Consider the following 15,207-nt stretch of genomic DNA (forward strand, 5'->3'; position numbering starts at 1 on the left):
GGGGCGCGCATTAGTGCACGCGCTTGCTGCGCCGGAACTGGTCGAACAGCACCGCGAGCAGCAGAATCCCGCCGCGAATCAGGTATTGATAAAAGGTCGGCACATTCAGGAGGCTCATGGCGTCCTGCACGGAACCCATGATGAGCACGCCGACCAGCACACCGGAAATCGTCGCGACGCCGCCAGTGAGAGAGACGCCGCCAAGCACGCACGCCGAAATCACGCCGAGCTCGAGGCCAACCGAAGTTTTCGGGTCGCCCAGACTCATGCGCGACGCCAGCATCACGCCCGCAAAGCCGGTCACGAGGCCTTGCAATACGAACACTGTGATCTTGATGCGCGTTACCGGCAAGCCCGCCAGCAAGGCCGCCTCGCTATTGCCGCCGACGGCCAGCACGTTCTTGCCGAACACGGTTTTCTTCAGCAGAAAACCGAACAGCACGAAGCCGACAATGTTGCTCCAGATCGGATACGAAATACCGAGGAACGAGCCGCCGCCGAGGTCGAAGAAACGTTCTTCGGAGATCATCACGGCGTCGCCGTTCGAGGTGATATACGCGAGGCCGCGCACGACCTCCATCATGGCGAGCGTGACGATCAGCGAGTTGATCTTGTAGCGCGCGACCAGCACGCCGTTCACGAGTCCGACCGCACCTCCCGCGAGCACGCCGGCCGCGACGCCGAGCATCACGCTATGCGTCGCGGTGATCAGCGTGGACGCCACCACGCCCGCGAACGCGACGATCGACGCGACCGACAGATCCACTTCGCCGAGCGCGAGCACGAACATCATCGTGACGGAGATCGAACCGATCAGCGTGACGGAAAGCAACAAGCCCTGAATATTCCGCGAGCTCAGAAAGTCGGGCACGGTGAACGACAGGACCGCGAACAGAATCACGAACACCATGACGATGCCGGACTTGTTGATCATGTCCCAGGTGCGCGCGGCGCGCGCGCTCAATCCCGCTGAGGCGACGGCTGGGGTCGATGAATCGGTTGAAGGTGTGTGCATGGTGTGTATTCCGTTTCAATAGCGCAATTCGATTCAGTTGCCTTCGTTGTGTCGAGGATGCAAGACAGCGTCAGCGGGGCAGGGCGAGCTTGATCAGCGCACCCGGCGTGGCCTGCGCCTTGGGCAGATCGCCGACAATGCGGCCTTCCTTCATCACGATCACACGATCCGCCACGCCGATCACTTCGGCGAGGTCGCTCGACACGACGATCACCGTGCGGCCCGCCTCGGCGAGCCCATACAGCAACCCGTAAATCTCGCTGCGCGCGCCGACGTCGATGCCGCGCGTCGGTTCGTCCATCAAAAATACGTCGATGTCTTCGGCAAGCCAGCGCGACAGAATCACCTTCTGTTGATTGCCGCCCGAGAGCGTGCCGATCGGCGTGTCGCCATTACGCGTCTTGATCGCGAGCTTGCCGATGAACTCCCTCGCGGTCTGCGCTTCCTTGCGGCCGTTGAGCACGCTGAAGCGGCTGAAATGGCGGCGGCAACTGATGTTGAGGTTGTCCGAGACCGAGGCGATCGAAACGATGCCTTCCTGCTTGCGATCTTCGGGACACAGCGCCACGCCCGCGCGCACCGCGTCGCGCGGTGTGGCAAAGCGCACGCGCTTGCCTTTGAGCGTGATCTCGCCGCCCGCCGGTTTGACCGCGCCATAGATGAGCTTCATCAACTCGGAACGCCCCGCGCCGACGAGCCCGAAGAAGCCGACGATTTCACCTTTGCGCGCCGTGAAAGAAGCCGGTTCGCGCAGACCGCGTCCCATCAGGTTCTTGACATCGAGTTGCACGTCGCCGAGTTCGCGCGAGCGATAACCGTACACATCGGCGATCGAGCGGCCCACCATGCAACTGATCAGGCGATCACGATCGAGTCCTTCACCCGCGTCGAAGGTATCGATGCGGCGGCCGTCGCGAAACACCGTCACGCGATCGCACAGTTCGTACACTTCATCCATCCGGTGCGTGACGTAGATGATCGCGCGGCCTTCGGCCTTCAGCGCACGAATGATCCGGAACAGTTGCGTCGTTTCGCGCGACGACAGCGAACTGGTCGGTTCGTCGAACGCGATCACGCGCGCGTCGCGCATTAGCGCCTTGCCGATTTCGATCATTTGCCGCTGGCCGATCGAGAGATTCTTCACCTGCTGCGACGGGTCGATCTTTTCGCCGAGCCGTTCCAGTTCGCGCATGGCGCGCGCCACCAGCGCTTTTTCGTCCAGCACACCGAAACGATTGGGCAGGGCTCCGAGCATCAGGTTTTCCGCAACCGTCAGTTCGGGGACCAGATGCAGTTCCTGATAGATGATCGCCACGCCCGCGGCAATCGCCGCCTTCGTCGTGACGAACTGCTGTTCAACGCCGTCGAGCGACAAGGTGCCCGCCGCGGGTTGATTCACGCCGGACAACACCTTCAGCAACGTCGATTTGCCCGCGCCGTTTTCCCCCATCAGGCCATGCACTTCGCCGCGCCGCACTTCGAGCGACACCTGGTCGAGCGCGAGCACGCCCGGAAAGCGCACGGTGATGCCGTCGAGTCGCAGATACGGCTCGGCCGATGGGCGCGCAGGCAAGGGCGCAGGTGAGGGCGCCGGTTCGCCGGCGTGGGACTCGGTGTGTAAAGACGTCATCGAAAAACCTCAAGCGGAAGAACAACCAGAGCGGACCGCTCTCGCTTGAGCGAGGGACGGCCCGCGGCGTGCAGACTCGAATACCGCTTAAATACCGAGCTCTTTACGCACGTCCTGCCAGTTGCCGCGCACCATCAGCTTGCCGGTGGTCTGTGTATCGGCGGGCGGCTGCTTGCCGTCCTTGATCCACTCGACGAGGTTCTCCGTGCTTTCCTTGCCATGCATCGTCGAACTCACGGCAATCGTGCCGTAGAAGCCCGTCGGTTCCTTCTTCTGGAATTCGGCGAATGCTTCACCCGCGCCGTTGATGCCGACGCCGATCACGTCCGCCGCCGGAATATGCAACTGCTCGGTCGCGCGTACGCCGCCCAGCACGCTTTCCTCGTTGAGCGCGAAGATCACCCACTTCTTGATGTTCGGATGCTGCGCGAGGACCGGCGACGATGCGTTGAAGCCGCCTTCGTCGTCGGTTGTCTTTTGCGGAGCGTCGAAAATGTTTTCCTTCTTGAAGCCGCCGGCGAGGAGCGATTGCGTCGCGCCATCGGTACGCAGTTTCGCGGTCGGCAATTCGTAGTTCGTGATGCGCAGCGCGCCGACTTCTTCCGGCTTCCAGCCGCGGCGCTTCATTTCTTCAGAGATCGCGGTGCCGACCTGATTGCCGATCTTGAACGCGGACATGCCCAGATGCGGCACGTTCGGCAGCGGCTTGCCGGTGGAGTCGACGAGCTGATCGTCGACGGTGACGAACTTCATGTTGTAGCGCTTCGCCCGAGCCTGGATCGCCGGTCCGAGGCGCACGTCGGGCGCGCAGATCACGAAGCCTTTGGCGCCTTGCGCGCCGAGGTTGTCGATCGCGGCCAGCACTTTTTCACCGTCCGGCGTACCGATGTTGACTACCGAAAAGCCGTCCTTCTGGCCGAGCGCGCTCGCGGCCTTCTGTTCGTTGATGAACCACGCCTGCTCCGGCATCTTCACGAGGAAGCCGACCTTGAGCGGCTGATCCGCGTGCGCGGAAAGCTGCGCGGCAAAGGGCGCGGCGAGCGCGGCGGCCGCTACTGCGGATAGCGTCAAACGGCGAAGCTTGCTGGTCATGTCTGTCTCCTGAGGTTGAAAAGCTGCATTGGTTTCGTTTATTTGCAGCGGGTGATGCACGGCGGCGTTAGCCGGGACGTGGATGAGTGCGATGGGACGCCACGGGGTGAAGGGATCTCATGAGCATCAGTCCGCTACGTAGGCCGTTTTCACGGCCGTCCAGAAACCCGCGCCGGTAGCGCCATAGGCCGACGCCTTGCGGCCGCCGCCGGGCGCGTGATGCTCGACGGCCGTGGTCGGCAGATTGATCGTGACGAGACCGCTATGCACATGACGGCGGAAATGCCGCGCGCGGCTGAGCGAGCGCGTGCAGATGCCCGCGCATAGACCGTATGCGGTGTCGTTCGCGAGATGCAGCGCGTGGTCGTAGTCGTCCGCGCGCAGCACGACGGCGAGCGGACCGAAGATTTCCTCCTGCGCGATACGGTGTTCGGATTCGCCGATGAATAAGGCGGGTTCGAAAAAATAGCCGCGCGTCGCGCGTTCCAGTTGGCGGCCGCCGTGCAGCAGGTGCGCGCCTTCCTGCAGACCGATGCGCACATAGTCGAGATTGCGCTGCAACTGCGCGGCGTTCGCCACGGGCCCCATGTCAGTGCCGTGCTTCAGGGCGTGATCGATCGTGAGTCTCGCGAGTTTCGCCCGCAAGGCGTCCACGAACGGGTCGAACACCGCGCGCTCGACGATCAGCCGCGCCGCTGCGGTGCTGCATTGACCGGTCGAGCCATAGGCGCCGTACAAGGCGGCATCGACGGCGCCGTCGAGATCGGCATCGGCCAGCACCACGAACGGATTCTTGCCGCCCATCTCGAGTTGCACACGCGCCTGGCGGGCGGCGGCGGCTTGCAGCACGCGCGTGCCGGTTTCCGCCGAACCGGTGAAGCTGATCGCCGACGTCAACGGATGCGCGGCGATCCGCGCGCCGACCTGCCGGCCGCTGCCCATCACGAGGTTGAACACGCCCGCCGGCAGACCGGCGCGGCTGATGATCGACGCCAGCGCCGCCGCGCAGGCCGGCGTCGATTCGGCCGGCTTGAAAACGACGCAATTGCCGTGGGCGAGCGCGGCGCCGATCTTCGCCGCGGCGACCGCGAGCGGTGCGCTCCACGGCGCGATGATGCCGATCACGCCGAGCGGTTCGTGCGTCACGTCCACTTCGACGCCGGCGCGCGCGCTCGTGCTCGCGCCGGACTCGGTGACGGCACGCAAGGCTTCGGCCGCCAACAGCTTGAAGATCTGGCCGGCCCGCGTCGTCTCGATCATGGCCTCGGGCAGCGTCTTGCCGACTTCGCGTGCCAGCAGTTGGGCAAGTTCGTCGCGGCGCGCGAGCACCTCGCTGCCGATCGCATCGAGCACGTCCGCACGGCGTTGAGCCGACGCCAGCGACCATTCGCGGAAAGCCAGGTGCGCCGCTTCGATGGCCGTATCCGTTTGCCGCACATCGGCCCGCACATATTCGCCGACCGGTTCGTCCAGGTCCGACGGGTTGAGCGAGACGCCCGTGGTCGCGCCGGTCTCCCATCCGCCATTGATGTAGTGGCGCAACGGACTTGCAGCGAGTGGGACGGGATCGCGGTTCATCGATGGAAAGGCAGAACGTGAGGAAGCTCGGAAAGTCCACGAATGGTATGAGCCGTCCCAATAACTTTCCAATCCCTTTTCAAGCCGTCCCGATATCAATTTCGATATGGCATGATGGAGCACCGCCCCGCACAAACCGCGCAGCGGTCGGCTTCGAGCCGCTTATCAGAAAACAGGTTGGAGAGAGACCATGACGCGTAGCTACTCGAACTGGTTCGTGCGGGCGCGGCTCAAGACGCGGCAGTTACTGCTGCTCGCGGCGATGGACGAGGAGGGCAACGTCCGCCGGGCCGCCGACGTGCTCGGCATGACCCAGCCCGCCGCCTCGCGTCTGCTCAAAGAGCTGGAGGACATGCTGGAGGTGAGCCTGTTCGACCGCACGCCGCACGGCATGCACGCCACGCTGTACGGCGAGGTCATGATCCGCCATGCGCGCATGGTGCTGTCGAATCTGAGCCACGCACACGACGAAATATCGGCGTTGCGCGCGGGTCTGGCGGGCCAAGTGCGGATCGGCGTGATCGCGGCGGCCGCGGCAACCATGGTGCCTCGCGCGATTGCCGAGGTGAAAGAACGCTATCCGCAATTGCAGATCTGGGTGGAGGTGGAAACCTCGGACGTGATGCTGCCGCGGCTGGCGGAAGGCGAACTGGACATCATGATCGGCCGCGTTCTGGAGCGGCAAAACCAGTTCAACGCCGAAGTCCGCTATGAACCGCTCGCCGATGAACCGCTTTGCGTGGTCGCGCGGCCCGGCCATCATCTCGAAAATGAGACGGGTTTGACGCTACGTGGAATCGTCAACGCGAGCTGGGTTTTGCATCCGCCAGGCAGCGTCTTGCGCCATCGTTTCGATCTGATGTTTTCTCAAATCGGGCTGAATCCGCCGCAAAACGTGGTCAATACGAACAATTTTCTGGCGATTTCGAGCTTGCTGCTCCAAAGCGACATGTTGGCGGTTCTACCCGACGAAGTGGCGCGTCAATACCAACAGTACGGCGTTTTGAAACGAGTGCCGATCGATTTACCGTGCAGGATGGATACATTCGGTATCATCACGCGCCAGTCGCACCTGCTTTCACCGGCAGCCTCGGTCGTGCTGGAAGCCCTGCGGGGAGCCGCGGGCGAGGTGTACGGCACCGCTTTCGAGCCGGCAGTGGCGCGATAAATGCTTCTCCCGTGGTAATAGCAGCCGGCTGACGGCGCGGGAGGGACCGAAAGATGTACCACAAACACGGAAAACGGCAACGCGCCGTCGACGATTCTTTTTCAGTTCGCTCCGGTGGAGCGAGCGCCTGGTTTAGCAACGGCATGGCTCTCAAATCGACGATTTACAAGGCGGAACTGCAGATCGCCAACATGGACCGGCATTATTACGCCGACCATTCGCTGACGATCGCCCGCCATCCCTCGGAAACCGACGAACGGATGATGGTCCGCGTCGCCGCATTCGCGCTGTTCGCGCAGGAACGCCTCGAATTCTGCAAAGGTTTGTCGGATGTGGACGAACCGGATCTGTGGGAAAAAGATCTCACGGGCGCGATCGAAACCTGGATCGAAGTCGGTCAGCCGGACGAACGGCGTATCGCCAAGGCAAGCGGCCGCTCGAATCAGGTGATCGTGATCGCCTATGGCGGCCGGGCGTCGGACATCTGGTGGCAGGGCGTGCGCAACAAGGTCGAACGTATGCGCAACGTGACGGTGTGGACACTCGGCGAAGACGTCGCCAGCGCGCTCGGCTCGCTAGCCGAACGGACCATGCGGCTGCAATGCACGGTGCAGGACGGCGAAGCATGGCTCGGCAGCGCCGAAGCCGATGCGGTGAAAATCGAATGGACGGTATTGAAGGCGCCCGCCAACGCCTGACACTGAACGCGGCCGACGCTCGAAGCGCTTAAAGCGACGTCACGCGCGCCGCGTCCGGCGGCCCCTTGAGTTCGACCATGTTGCCCTCCGGGTCGAACAGATACAGCGACTGTCCAAAGCCGTCCGCGCCGTAGCGCTGCCCCAGTTCGCCCAGCCGCGCGCCGTGTCCGGTCAGATGCGCCTTGAGCGCTTCGGCGTCGAACGGCTCGATGCGCAAACACAGGTGGTCCATGTTCCGCCCGGCTCCTGGCACGCCGTTTTCGGCATGGTCGAGCTTGGCGCCGACCTGCAACAGGTCGATCAGCGAGCGCCCCGCACGCAACTGTGTCAGACCCAGATCGCGCTGCTCCTTCTCCACGGTGCAACCCAGCACGTCGCAATAAAATCGCGCCATGGCCTCGACGTTCGTCGCCCGAATGACGACATGATCGATCTCGCGAATATGGATTTTCATGTCGAACGCCCCTTTGGCCGGTTCGAAGAACGGGTGAATAGCCAGTGTAGGAGAAAGGACGGCGCCGCGAGTGAGGGCCGGATCAGACAGGTATGGGCGAAAAAAAGCCCGCTCTATGTGGAGCGGGCTGAATCCATATCAGGAGGAGACATGGAGGAGACAAGTACTAATATACACATGGGGTTGGTGCGACGCAATAACTTTTTAAGGGAAAACCCGATATCGTGCGAATTTGTCGCAGTTTGCGGCAAAACGAGCGCCTGGCGTGCCTTTGGGCGCTACGAAGAAGCGCAATGACAGAGCAAGAACCGGGGCGTACTGTGTCGGCATGCGGCCTACATTGGTGAACATCGACACCGCTGATCCGGGACCAACATGAACCGCACGCCTACCGACACCCCCTCCAGCGCCGCCAGCTGGACTTCCGACGACGAGCGCTGGGAAGCCGTCACACGCCGTGAGCCGCTGGCCGACGGCGCGTTCTTCTACGCCGTCAAAACCACCGGCGTGTTCTGCCGCCCGTCGTGCGCGTCGCGCCAGCCGCGCCGCGAGAACGTCGCGTTCTTCGTCGACGCCGCCGCCGCGCGCAACGCAGGATTTCGCGATTGCAAACGCTGCCAGCCCGGCGGTTTGCCGCGCGAGCTGGAAATCGTGAACCGCGCCTGTGCCGCGCTGGACGCCGATCCGCAGCAACGCCTCACGCTCGCGCAGTTGAGCGCCGCCGTGCACGTCAGCCCGTTTCACCTTCAGCGCCTGTTCAAACGCGTGGTCGGCGTGTCGCCGCGGCAATATCAGGCCGCCCAACGGGGCGCCGCGCTGCGCGACGCGCTCCGGCGCGGCTCGGACGTCACTCGCGCCACGCTCGACGCGGGCTTCGGCTCGCCCTCGCGGATGTACGACAGCGCCTCGGCCGAACTCGGCATGGCGCCGTCCGCGTATCGCCGCAAGGGCGCCGGACTCACCGTGCGCTATGCCAGCGCTTCCACGGCGCTCGGCTTCGTGCTCGTGGCGGCCACGGAGAAGGGCATCTGCAAGATCGGTTTCGGCGACGACGCCGCCATGCTCGCCGACGACCTTCGCAGCGAACTCGCCAACGCCGATCTGTTGGAAGATACCGAACACCTTGCGCCGTTCATCGCGCAGATCGACGCCTATTTGCGGGGCACGCGCCACGACTTCGATCTGCCGCTCGACATCGCCGCGACCGCATTCCGGCAGCGTGTCTGGGATGCGTTGCGGCGCATTCCATACGGCGAGACGCGCAGCTATTCGGAGATCGCCGAAACGGTCGGCGCGCCGCGTGCCGTGCGCGCGGTCGCCAGCGCCTGCGCGACGAACCCGGTGGCACTGGCGATTCCTTGTCATCGCGTGGTGGCAAAGGGCGGGGCGCTGGCGGGATATCGCTGGGGTTTGCCGCGCAAGGCTGCGCTGCTCGACAACGAGGCCCAGCATGCCGGTGATTTTTCGCGCGGCCAGACAAGGCATGACGAGCGCGCCCTTGCAGACGCCAATATCGACAACGAAACCACCAACAAACTGGATCACGCCGCGTGAGCACGCTTGACGAAGTCGCTACCCTCGAATTGCCGTTCAAACCACCCTTCGATTGGCCGCGCCTGCTGCGCTTCTTCGGCGGACGCGCGACGCCGGGCGTCGAAGCGGTGGAAGACGGCGCGTACCGTCGCGCGATCGATTGGGCCGGCGACAGCGGCACGCTCAGTGTGCGTCTGCATCCGCGCAAGCGTTGCCTCGTCGCCAGCATCGAAGGGCCCGTGAGCCGTCACGCCGACGCACTCGCCGCGCCGATTGCGAAGATGTTCGATCTGCACGCCGACCCGAAAAAGATCGGCGCCGGGCTCGCCGCCGACCCTTGGCTCGCGCCGCTCGTCGAAGCCGTGCCCGGCCTGCGTGTGCCGGGCGCATGGTCGGGCTTCGAACTGGTGGTGCGTGCGATCGTCGGACAACAGGTCAGCGTGAAGGCGGCGACCACCATCATCGGAAGACTGGTGCAGCGCGCCGGCGAGCGCATCGAGGGTCATCCGCACGAGAACACCGCCTGGCGCTTTCCGACGCCCGCTGCTCTGGCCGCCGTGAACCTCGCGCAGATCGGCATGCCGGGAAAACGCGTGGCGGCGCTGCAAGGTTTCGCGCACGCGGTCGCGACCGGCGACGTGCCGCTCGACAGCAAGACAGCCGACGCCGACGCCCTGCGTGCCGCGCTGCTTGCGCTGCCCGGCATCGGCCCGTGGACCGTCGAGTATGTCGCGATGCGCGCATGGCGTGACGCCGACGCGTGGCCCGCATGGGACCTCGTGCTGATGCAGGCGATCTGCGCTCGCGATCCGTCGCTCGTGCGGCCCACGCAGCAACGCTCGCGCACCGACATGTGGCGGCCGTGGCGCGCGTACGCGGCGATGCATTTATGGAATGAAGTGGCGGACCGCGCCGGCGCTGCGCGTGGCGGCTGAAGCCTGGCGTCGGGCAGGAAGAAAAGCGGGGAGAAAAGCGGATCGCGCGCAACGCGCGTGGCGGGTAGAGTAGTGTGGCGCACAGCCGACGAACTGGCCGAAAAGGCTGGCAAATTGGCCCGGAAAAGAGGCTGCCCGGCGCGCCCGGATGCCCTACCGGAGCGGCCTCAAGCAGCCGTTGTGGCGAGATGTTAAAGTGCCCGCTACTGAAAATTCCGCCGAACGTTGTCCACCGCGCAGTGCTGCGGCACATGGCGGCCGACAACGCCCGACTCGCATCAATGCCAAACACGACACCTTCCCGCACGACCGACGCGCTCTCGCACCGCCTGTCCGTGCTGACCTCAGGCCCGCAGCGCGACGCGCTGACAAGCGGCCTGCGCGGCATCGAAAAGGAAAGCCTGCGCGTGACGCACGAGGGCAAGCTCGCCTTGACGCCGCATTCGCCGGCGCTCGGTTCGGCGCTCACGCATCCTTCGCTCACTACAGATTATTCCGAAGCGCTGCTCGAGCTGATCACGCCGGCTGAGCACGACGTCGCGATCACGCTGGAGAAGCTCGACACGCTGCATCGTTTTGTCTACGCGGAACTCGGCGACGAGATCTTGTGGAACAACTCCATGCCGGGTCTGCTGCCCGACACCGACGAAGGCATTCCAATCGCGCACTACGGCAGTTCGAATATCGGCAAACTGAAGTACGTGTACCGGATCGGTCTCGCGCTGCGTTACGGTCGCACGATGCAGTGCATTGCGGGCATCCACTACAACTATTCGCTGAACGAAGAAGTGTGGCGGCTGCTGCATGCCGATCAGCAATCCACCGCGAACGCCGTCGACTTCCAGTCCGACCGCTATCTCGCGCTGATCCGCAATTTCCGCCGCACCAACTGGCTGCTGATGTATCTGTTCGGCGCTTCGCCGGCACTGGATCGCCGTTTCCTGCGCGATCGCCAACATACGCTCGACACGCTCGACGCCGACACGCTCTATCGTCCGTACGCGACCAGCCTGCGCATGAGCGACCTCGGCTATTCGAACACTACGGCGCAAGCCGCGCTGCACGCGGATTACGACACCCTGCCGGGCTACCTGGACGCGCTTGCGAAAGCCGTGAGCCAGCCGTATCCGGCGTACGAAGCGATCGGTACACAGCGCGATGGCGAATGGGTGCAGATCAACACGAACGTGCTGCAGATCGAGAACGAGTTTTACTCGACAATCCGTCCAAAGCGCATCACGTATCCGGGCGAACGTCCGCTGCACGCGCTGGCCGCACGCGGCGTGCAGTACGTGGAAGTTCGTTGCATGGACATCGATCCGTTCGAGCCGACCGGCATTTCGCTGGAGACGTCGCGCTTTCTCGACGCGTACCTGCTGGTCTGCGCACTCGACGACAGCGCGCTGTTGCCGCCTGACGCCTATGCCGAAGCCAACCAGAATTTCGGCCGCGTGACGATGGAAGGTCGCAAGCCCGGCCTCGAGTTGACTCGCGACGGCCGCCCGATCGCGATGACGGATTGGGCGAACGAACTCCTCATCAAGATCGACGCCGCGGCCGCCACGCTCGACGCGTTGCATGGCGGCGACGCGCATGCGCGCGCCGTCGCGGTTCAACGCGCGAAGCTTGCGGATGTCTCGCTAACGCCCTCGGCGCGCGTGCTGCAAACCATGCGCGAGAAGCAGCAGAGCTTCCTCGCCTTCGGCCTCGCGCAAAGCGAAGCACACGCCGCGTATTTCCGCGCGCGTCCGCTGGATGCGGAGCAAACCAGGGCATTCACCGATCTCGCTGCGAAGTCGCTGGCTGAGCAGGCCAAACTCGAACAGGAAGAAGTCGGCTCGTTCGACGCGTTCGTCGCGGCTTATCGGGCGTACACGTTGAACCGGTTCAGCGTCTGAACAACGCGTGCTGGTGAGGTGAAAAAAAAGCGGTCAGCAATGACCGCTTTTTTTTCTGCGCAGGTAACGTCTACGCGATGCGCCATTCTGTGTAGAAAGCCATCGGCAATTTCTCCGCGCGTCGTGACGATTCTCTGATCCAGATGAAACACCGTACCGACCCGGTGGTCCAAACTGACATGACGCGCACCACAGAGGGAGGATGCAACGCGATGAAAAAAAGTCTGTTGGTCATGCTGTGCGTAGCGGCGGCGGGATGTTCGACGCAGGGGCAGGTCGATCCGGACGTCATGCAGATCGCGACAACGCCGTTGACGTGTTCGAACAAAGCGCAATGCGATCTATGGTGGCAGCGCGCGCAAGCGTGGGTGGCGAGCCATTCGAAGTACAAGATCGAGTCCTCCACCGACACGTTGATTCAGACCGCCGGACCCGATGGCGGCAAGCGCGCGTTGGCGTATCAGATCACGCGCGCGGCGAACCCAGACGGCACTGCGACGATCGGCTTTGCCGCGCACTGCGATGGCTCGATGGGTTGCAAGCCGAACCCGTGGGAAGCCGGCGCCGACTTCAAGCAATACGTGCGAGGCGTCGCAGATGGCGCCAAACCCCTGGAGCCTTCGACGCTGCATCCGGATGCTTTGCAGGGTCAATCGAACCCGGCAACGAACGGCGAAGCCGTCACGCAATAGAAAGTGCTAAAAGCGCGCGCAGAGTGGCCCAAGAAAAGTGTCGCTTCGGCGCGCGTCCGCTCAACGGATCATCGTCGAGCCTCAATGTCCCAAGCCTCAATGTCCCATTGAAGGCCCAACGCCCTTGCGCGGCTTGGTGATCCAGACCAGCACCGCGAGCACGAGAAAAGCCGCGCACGAAATACGGAAAAAATCATTGGTGGCCATCATATAAACCTGGGCGGTCACCACCTGATTCAACTGCGCGGTGATGCTGTCGCCAGACAGGCCAATGCCGGCCAATGCATTGGTATAAGCATTGGTGTTCGCGGCATACACGTTGACGGAATCGGTCAGCATGGCGTGATGGTAGATCGTGTCGTTCTCCCAGTACGTCGTACTGATCGCCGTGCCAATCGCGCCCGACAAGGTTCGGAAAAAATTGGACAGGCCGGACGCACTCGCGAGCCGCTCATCCGGCACGCTGGAGAGCGTGATGGTGGTCATCGGCACAAAGAAGCAGGCAACGCCGATCCCTTGCACGAGCCGTGGCCAGATCACGTGATTGAACGGCACGTCGAGCGTGAACGTGGAATTCCAGAACGAGACGAACGCGAACACGATGAACGCAAAACTCGCCACCACGCGCAGGTTCAGCCGGTGCATGTTCTTGCCGATCATCGGCGACAAAAACAGCGCGAGCAGACCGACCGGCGCGGTTGCCAGCCCCGCCAGCCCGGCGGTATAACCCATCACGGTCTGCAGCCAGAGCGGAAAGATCACCACCGAGCCGAAGAAGGCCATGAACCCGAACGAGATGATCAGCACGCCGAGCGCGAAGTTGCGATCCCTGAACAGCGAAAGATCCACGACGGGTTCTTTCTCCGTCATCTCCCAGACCAGCATGAAGGCAAGCGACACCACCGCGACCACCGCGAGAGCGACAATAAATGTCGAATTGAACCAGTCGCGATCTTTGCCGAGGTCGAGCATCATCTGCAGGCACGACACGCCGATCACGAGCAGCGCGAGGCCGACCGCGTCGATGCGCTGTTTCGTGGTCTTAGTCTCACGGCCGCGCAACAACAGAAACGCGCACACCGCCGAGAACAACCCGATCGGCACGTTAATGTAGAAGATCCACGGCCACGTGTAGTTGTCGGTGATATAGCCGCCCATCACGGGCCCGAAGATCGGCGCGCAAATCACCGTCATCGCCCAGAGACCCAGCGCGAGTCCGCGCTTTTCCGGCGGATACGAGCGCATCAGAATGGTCTGCGAAAGCGGAACCATCGGCCCGGAGACGAGCCCCTGCACGAGCCGGAATGCAATCAGCGATTCGAAATTTTGCGCGAAGCCGCACAGCGCCGAGGCAATCGTGAAAAGCAGCACGGACAGCGTGAAAAGTTTCACTTCGCCGACCCGGCGCGCAAGCCAGCCTGTGAGCGGAACTGCGATCGCCGAGGCGACGGAATAGGACGAGATCACCCAGGTGCCCTGGCTGGTCGCAACGCCGAGACTGCCGGAAATAGTCGGCACCGCCACGTTCGCAATCGACGTGTCGAGTACCTCCATGAACGTGCCGAGCGCGAGGCCGACTGTAAGCAGGGCCAAAGCGCCGCCTTTGAGCGGAGCGGGTTCGGCGGCGGGTAGGGCAGCGGCAGAAGCCGTGGCGTCCATAAAATCTTCTCCTCAGCTGGGAAAGCTTGTCACGGCATCTTTATTGCGCGGTGCATATAGTGCGCTTACATGCCGGATCATTCTCTGCCCAGACAGACATCTTCATACAGTCACGCTCGTGAAAAGCGTGTCTTGGTTAGCGTTCGCCGTGTTCCGGCGGCGACTCTTCGGGTGATTCGTCCTGCGATTCCTGGTGGGGCCCCAAGCCGCATCCGACACTGCTCCCCGCGTCGATGCCGTTCGCAATGAAACGGCCGAGCAGGTCGATCAGGGTGGCATGGTCGGCGGCGGAAAACCCACGCAATTGCTCGTTCAGCACCGCCGCGCCCAAGCCTGGCAGTTGCCGCGCGGCTTCATGGCCTTGCGGCGTCAACCCCAGTTCCACCATCCGGCGATCGGTTTCACTACGCGTGCGCACGATAAAACCTTTCTTTTCAAGGCGATCGAGCAGACGGGTCATCGATCCGCTGTCGTAAGACATGGCGCGCGACAACTCGAACGGGGTGCTCGCTCGCCGCGACGACAGCATCAGGATGACGCCGATCTGCTGGGTGGTCAGCCCCAGCGGTTTGACCGCACGGTCGGTCCGCTCGACCAGCACGTTTCGAGCTTTCGTCAGGTAGTAACCAAGACTCGATTCGAGGTGAATCTCGTCTGCCTTGTAGGGACCGTCAGTCATCGTGTATCCGGGAACATCATCGAGCAAAACGGATTTTAGCTGCCTAAGCAGACAAGTCAAACTGGATTTCGCGTAGCGCGAACGGCGGAAAAACAACACGACCGATGCTTGCGCATCAAAGTATCTTGAAATTTAATTGCATAGTCAATATTATTACAGGCAACGAGTTACGCGCG

General features: G+C 63.1%; 14 protein-coding genes. 7 read left to right on the plus strand and 7 right to left on the minus strand.

Features of this window, described 5'->3' with window-relative positions; translation table 11 throughout:
• Nucleotides 1-10 precede the first annotated feature (10 nt).
• From araH to AC57B1_RS11220, 4 genes are all read right to left on the minus strand, one after another.
• Complete coding sequence (araH, locus tag AC57B1_RS11205) at nucleotides 11-1,015, minus strand: L-arabinose ABC transporter permease AraH (RefSeq protein ID WP_408479467.1); 1,005 nt, start codon at nucleotides 1,013-1,015, stop codon at nucleotides 11-13.
• A gap of 70 nt (nucleotides 1,016-1,085) precedes the next feature.
• A complete protein-coding gene (araG, locus tag AC57B1_RS11210) occupies nucleotides 1,086-2,645 on the minus strand; it encodes an L-arabinose ABC transporter ATP-binding protein AraG (RefSeq protein WP_496417536.1) in 1,560 nt (519 codons plus the stop codon).
• 87 nt (nucleotides 2,646-2,732) lie between these two features.
• Nucleotides 2,733-3,737 carry an arabinose ABC transporter substrate-binding protein gene (locus AC57B1_RS11215; protein ID WP_091797691.1) on the minus strand — a complete coding sequence of 335 codons (1,005 nt, stop codon included), beginning with the start codon at nucleotides 3,735-3,737 and terminating at the stop codon, nucleotides 2,733-2,735.
• Between the two features lie 126 nt (nucleotides 3,738-3,863).
• Nucleotides 3,864-5,315 (minus strand): aldehyde dehydrogenase family protein, encoded by a 1,452-nt coding sequence (locus AC57B1_RS11220; RefSeq protein ID WP_496417537.1) that lies wholly within the window; start codon nucleotides 5,313-5,315, stop codon nucleotides 3,864-3,866.
• 190 nt (nucleotides 5,316-5,505) lie between these two features.
• Here AC57B1_RS11220 and AC57B1_RS11225 point away from each other — a divergent pair, with 190 nt between their 5' ends.
• Together AC57B1_RS11225 and AC57B1_RS11230 are read left to right on the plus strand one after the other, a co-directional pair.
• The gene (locus AC57B1_RS11225; RefSeq protein ID WP_496417538.1) at nucleotides 5,506-6,483 is read left to right on the plus strand and encodes a LysR family transcriptional regulator; all 978 of its coding nucleotides are present in this window, start codon (nucleotides 5,506-5,508) and stop codon (nucleotides 6,481-6,483) included.
• A gap of 143 nt (nucleotides 6,484-6,626) precedes the next feature.
• Nucleotides 6,627-7,181 carry a YaeQ family protein gene (locus AC57B1_RS11230; protein ID WP_091797700.1) on the plus strand — a complete coding sequence of 185 codons (555 nt, stop codon included), beginning with the start codon at nucleotides 6,627-6,629 and terminating at the stop codon, nucleotides 7,179-7,181.
• 28 nt (nucleotides 7,182-7,209) lie between these two features.
• Here AC57B1_RS11230 and AC57B1_RS11235 read toward each other — a convergent pair whose 3' ends face one another.
• Complete coding sequence (locus AC57B1_RS11235) at nucleotides 7,210-7,635, minus strand: VOC family protein (RefSeq protein WP_091797703.1); 426 nt, start codon at nucleotides 7,633-7,635, stop codon at nucleotides 7,210-7,212.
• On the opposite strand from AC57B1_RS11235, the gene AC57B1_RS11240 reads away from it, so the two are divergent.
• The 5 genes from AC57B1_RS11240 (at nucleotide 7,606) to AC57B1_RS11260 (ending at nucleotide 12,693) form a co-directional block, all read left to right on the plus strand.
• Entirely contained in the window at nucleotides 7,606-7,932 is a 327-nt protein-coding gene (locus tag AC57B1_RS11240; protein WP_496417539.1) for a hypothetical protein, read from the plus strand. The genes AC57B1_RS11235 and AC57B1_RS11240 overlap by 30 nt on opposite strands.
• 78 nt (nucleotides 7,933-8,010) lie before the next feature.
• Nucleotides 8,011-9,189, plus strand: a complete 1,179-nt coding sequence (gene ada / locus AC57B1_RS11245; protein ID WP_496417540.1) for a bifunctional DNA-binding transcriptional regulator/O6-methylguanine-DNA methyltransferase Ada — start codon at nucleotides 8,011-8,013, stop codon at nucleotides 9,187-9,189.
• Nucleotides 9,186-10,103: a DNA-3-methyladenine glycosylase family protein gene (locus AC57B1_RS11250; protein WP_496417541.1), complete on the plus strand. Its 918-nt coding sequence runs from the start codon at nucleotides 9,186-9,188 to the stop codon at nucleotides 10,101-10,103. The genes ada and AC57B1_RS11250 overlap by 4 nt, the downstream gene beginning before the upstream one ends.
• A 281-nt stretch (nucleotides 10,104-10,384) precedes the next feature.
• Nucleotides 10,385-12,001, plus strand: a complete 1,617-nt coding sequence (gshA, locus tag AC57B1_RS11255) for a glutamate--cysteine ligase (protein ID WP_496417542.1) — start codon at nucleotides 10,385-10,387, stop codon at nucleotides 11,999-12,001.
• Nucleotides 12,002-12,213: 212 nt separating this feature from the next.
• Nucleotides 12,214-12,693, plus strand: a complete 480-nt coding sequence (locus AC57B1_RS11260) for a hypothetical protein (RefSeq protein WP_496417543.1) — start codon at nucleotides 12,214-12,216, stop codon at nucleotides 12,691-12,693.
• A gap of 96 nt (nucleotides 12,694-12,789) precedes the next feature.
• Here the strand turns inward: AC57B1_RS11260 and AC57B1_RS11265 are convergent, their stop codons facing one another.
• On the minus strand, nucleotides 12,790-14,352 hold the full coding sequence (locus tag AC57B1_RS11265; protein ID WP_496417544.1) for a DHA2 family efflux MFS transporter permease subunit: 1,563 nt from the start codon (nucleotides 14,350-14,352) through the stop codon (nucleotides 12,790-12,792).
• Nucleotides 14,353-14,488: 136 nt separating this feature from the next.
• A complete protein-coding gene (locus AC57B1_RS11270; RefSeq protein WP_496417628.1) occupies nucleotides 14,489-15,031 on the minus strand; it encodes a MarR family winged helix-turn-helix transcriptional regulator in 543 nt (180 codons plus the stop codon).
• Nucleotides 15,032-15,207 lie beyond the last annotated feature (176 nt).

Source organism: Paraburkholderia sp. BGA-UO-ETr-F21 (assembly GCF_059567925.1).

Bases quoted from the DNA above. Each gene is read 5' to 3' on its own strand.
- AC57B1_RS11240 (WP_496417539.1), top strand. From the start codon at position 7,606: ATGATCGATCTCGCGAATATGGATTTTCATGTCGAACGCCCCTTTGGC.
- AC57B1_RS11270 (WP_496417628.1), bottom strand. From the start codon at position 15,031: ATGACTGACGGTCCCTACAAGGCAGACGAGATTCACCTCGAATCGAGT.
- AC57B1_RS11260 (WP_496417543.1), top strand. From the start codon at position 12,214: ATGAAAAAAAGTCTGTTGGTCATGCTGTGCGTAGCGGCGGCGGGATGT.
- AC57B1_RS11230 (WP_091797700.1), top strand. From the start codon at position 6,627: ATGGCTCTCAAATCGACGATTTACAAGGCGGAACTGCAGATCGCCAAC.
- AC57B1_RS11235 (WP_091797703.1), bottom strand. From the start codon at position 7,635: ATGAAAATCCATATTCGCGAGATCGATCATGTCGTCATTCGGGCGACG.
- araH (WP_408479467.1), bottom strand. From the start codon at position 1,015: ATGCACACACCTTCAACCGATTCATCGACCCCAGCCGTCGCCTCAGCG.
- AC57B1_RS11265 (WP_496417544.1), bottom strand. From the start codon at position 14,352: ATGGACGCCACGGCTTCTGCCGCTGCCCTACCCGCCGCCGAACCCGCT.
- AC57B1_RS11215 (WP_091797691.1), bottom strand. From the start codon at position 3,737: ATGACCAGCAAGCTTCGCCGTTTGACGCTATCCGCAGTAGCGGCCGCC.
- ada (WP_496417540.1), top strand. From the start codon at position 8,011: ATGAACCGCACGCCTACCGACACCCCCTCCAGCGCCGCCAGCTGGACT.
- AC57B1_RS11220 (WP_496417537.1), bottom strand. From the start codon at position 5,315: ATGAACCGCGATCCCGTCCCACTCGCTGCAAGTCCGTTGCGCCACTAC.
- AC57B1_RS11225 (WP_496417538.1), top strand. From the start codon at position 5,506: ATGACGCGTAGCTACTCGAACTGGTTCGTGCGGGCGCGGCTCAAGACG.
- gshA (WP_496417542.1), top strand. From the start codon at position 10,385: ATGCCAAACACGACACCTTCCCGCACGACCGACGCGCTCTCGCACCGC.
- araG (WP_496417536.1), bottom strand. From the start codon at position 2,645: ATGACGTCTTTACACACCGAGTCCCACGCCGGCGAACCGGCGCCCTCA.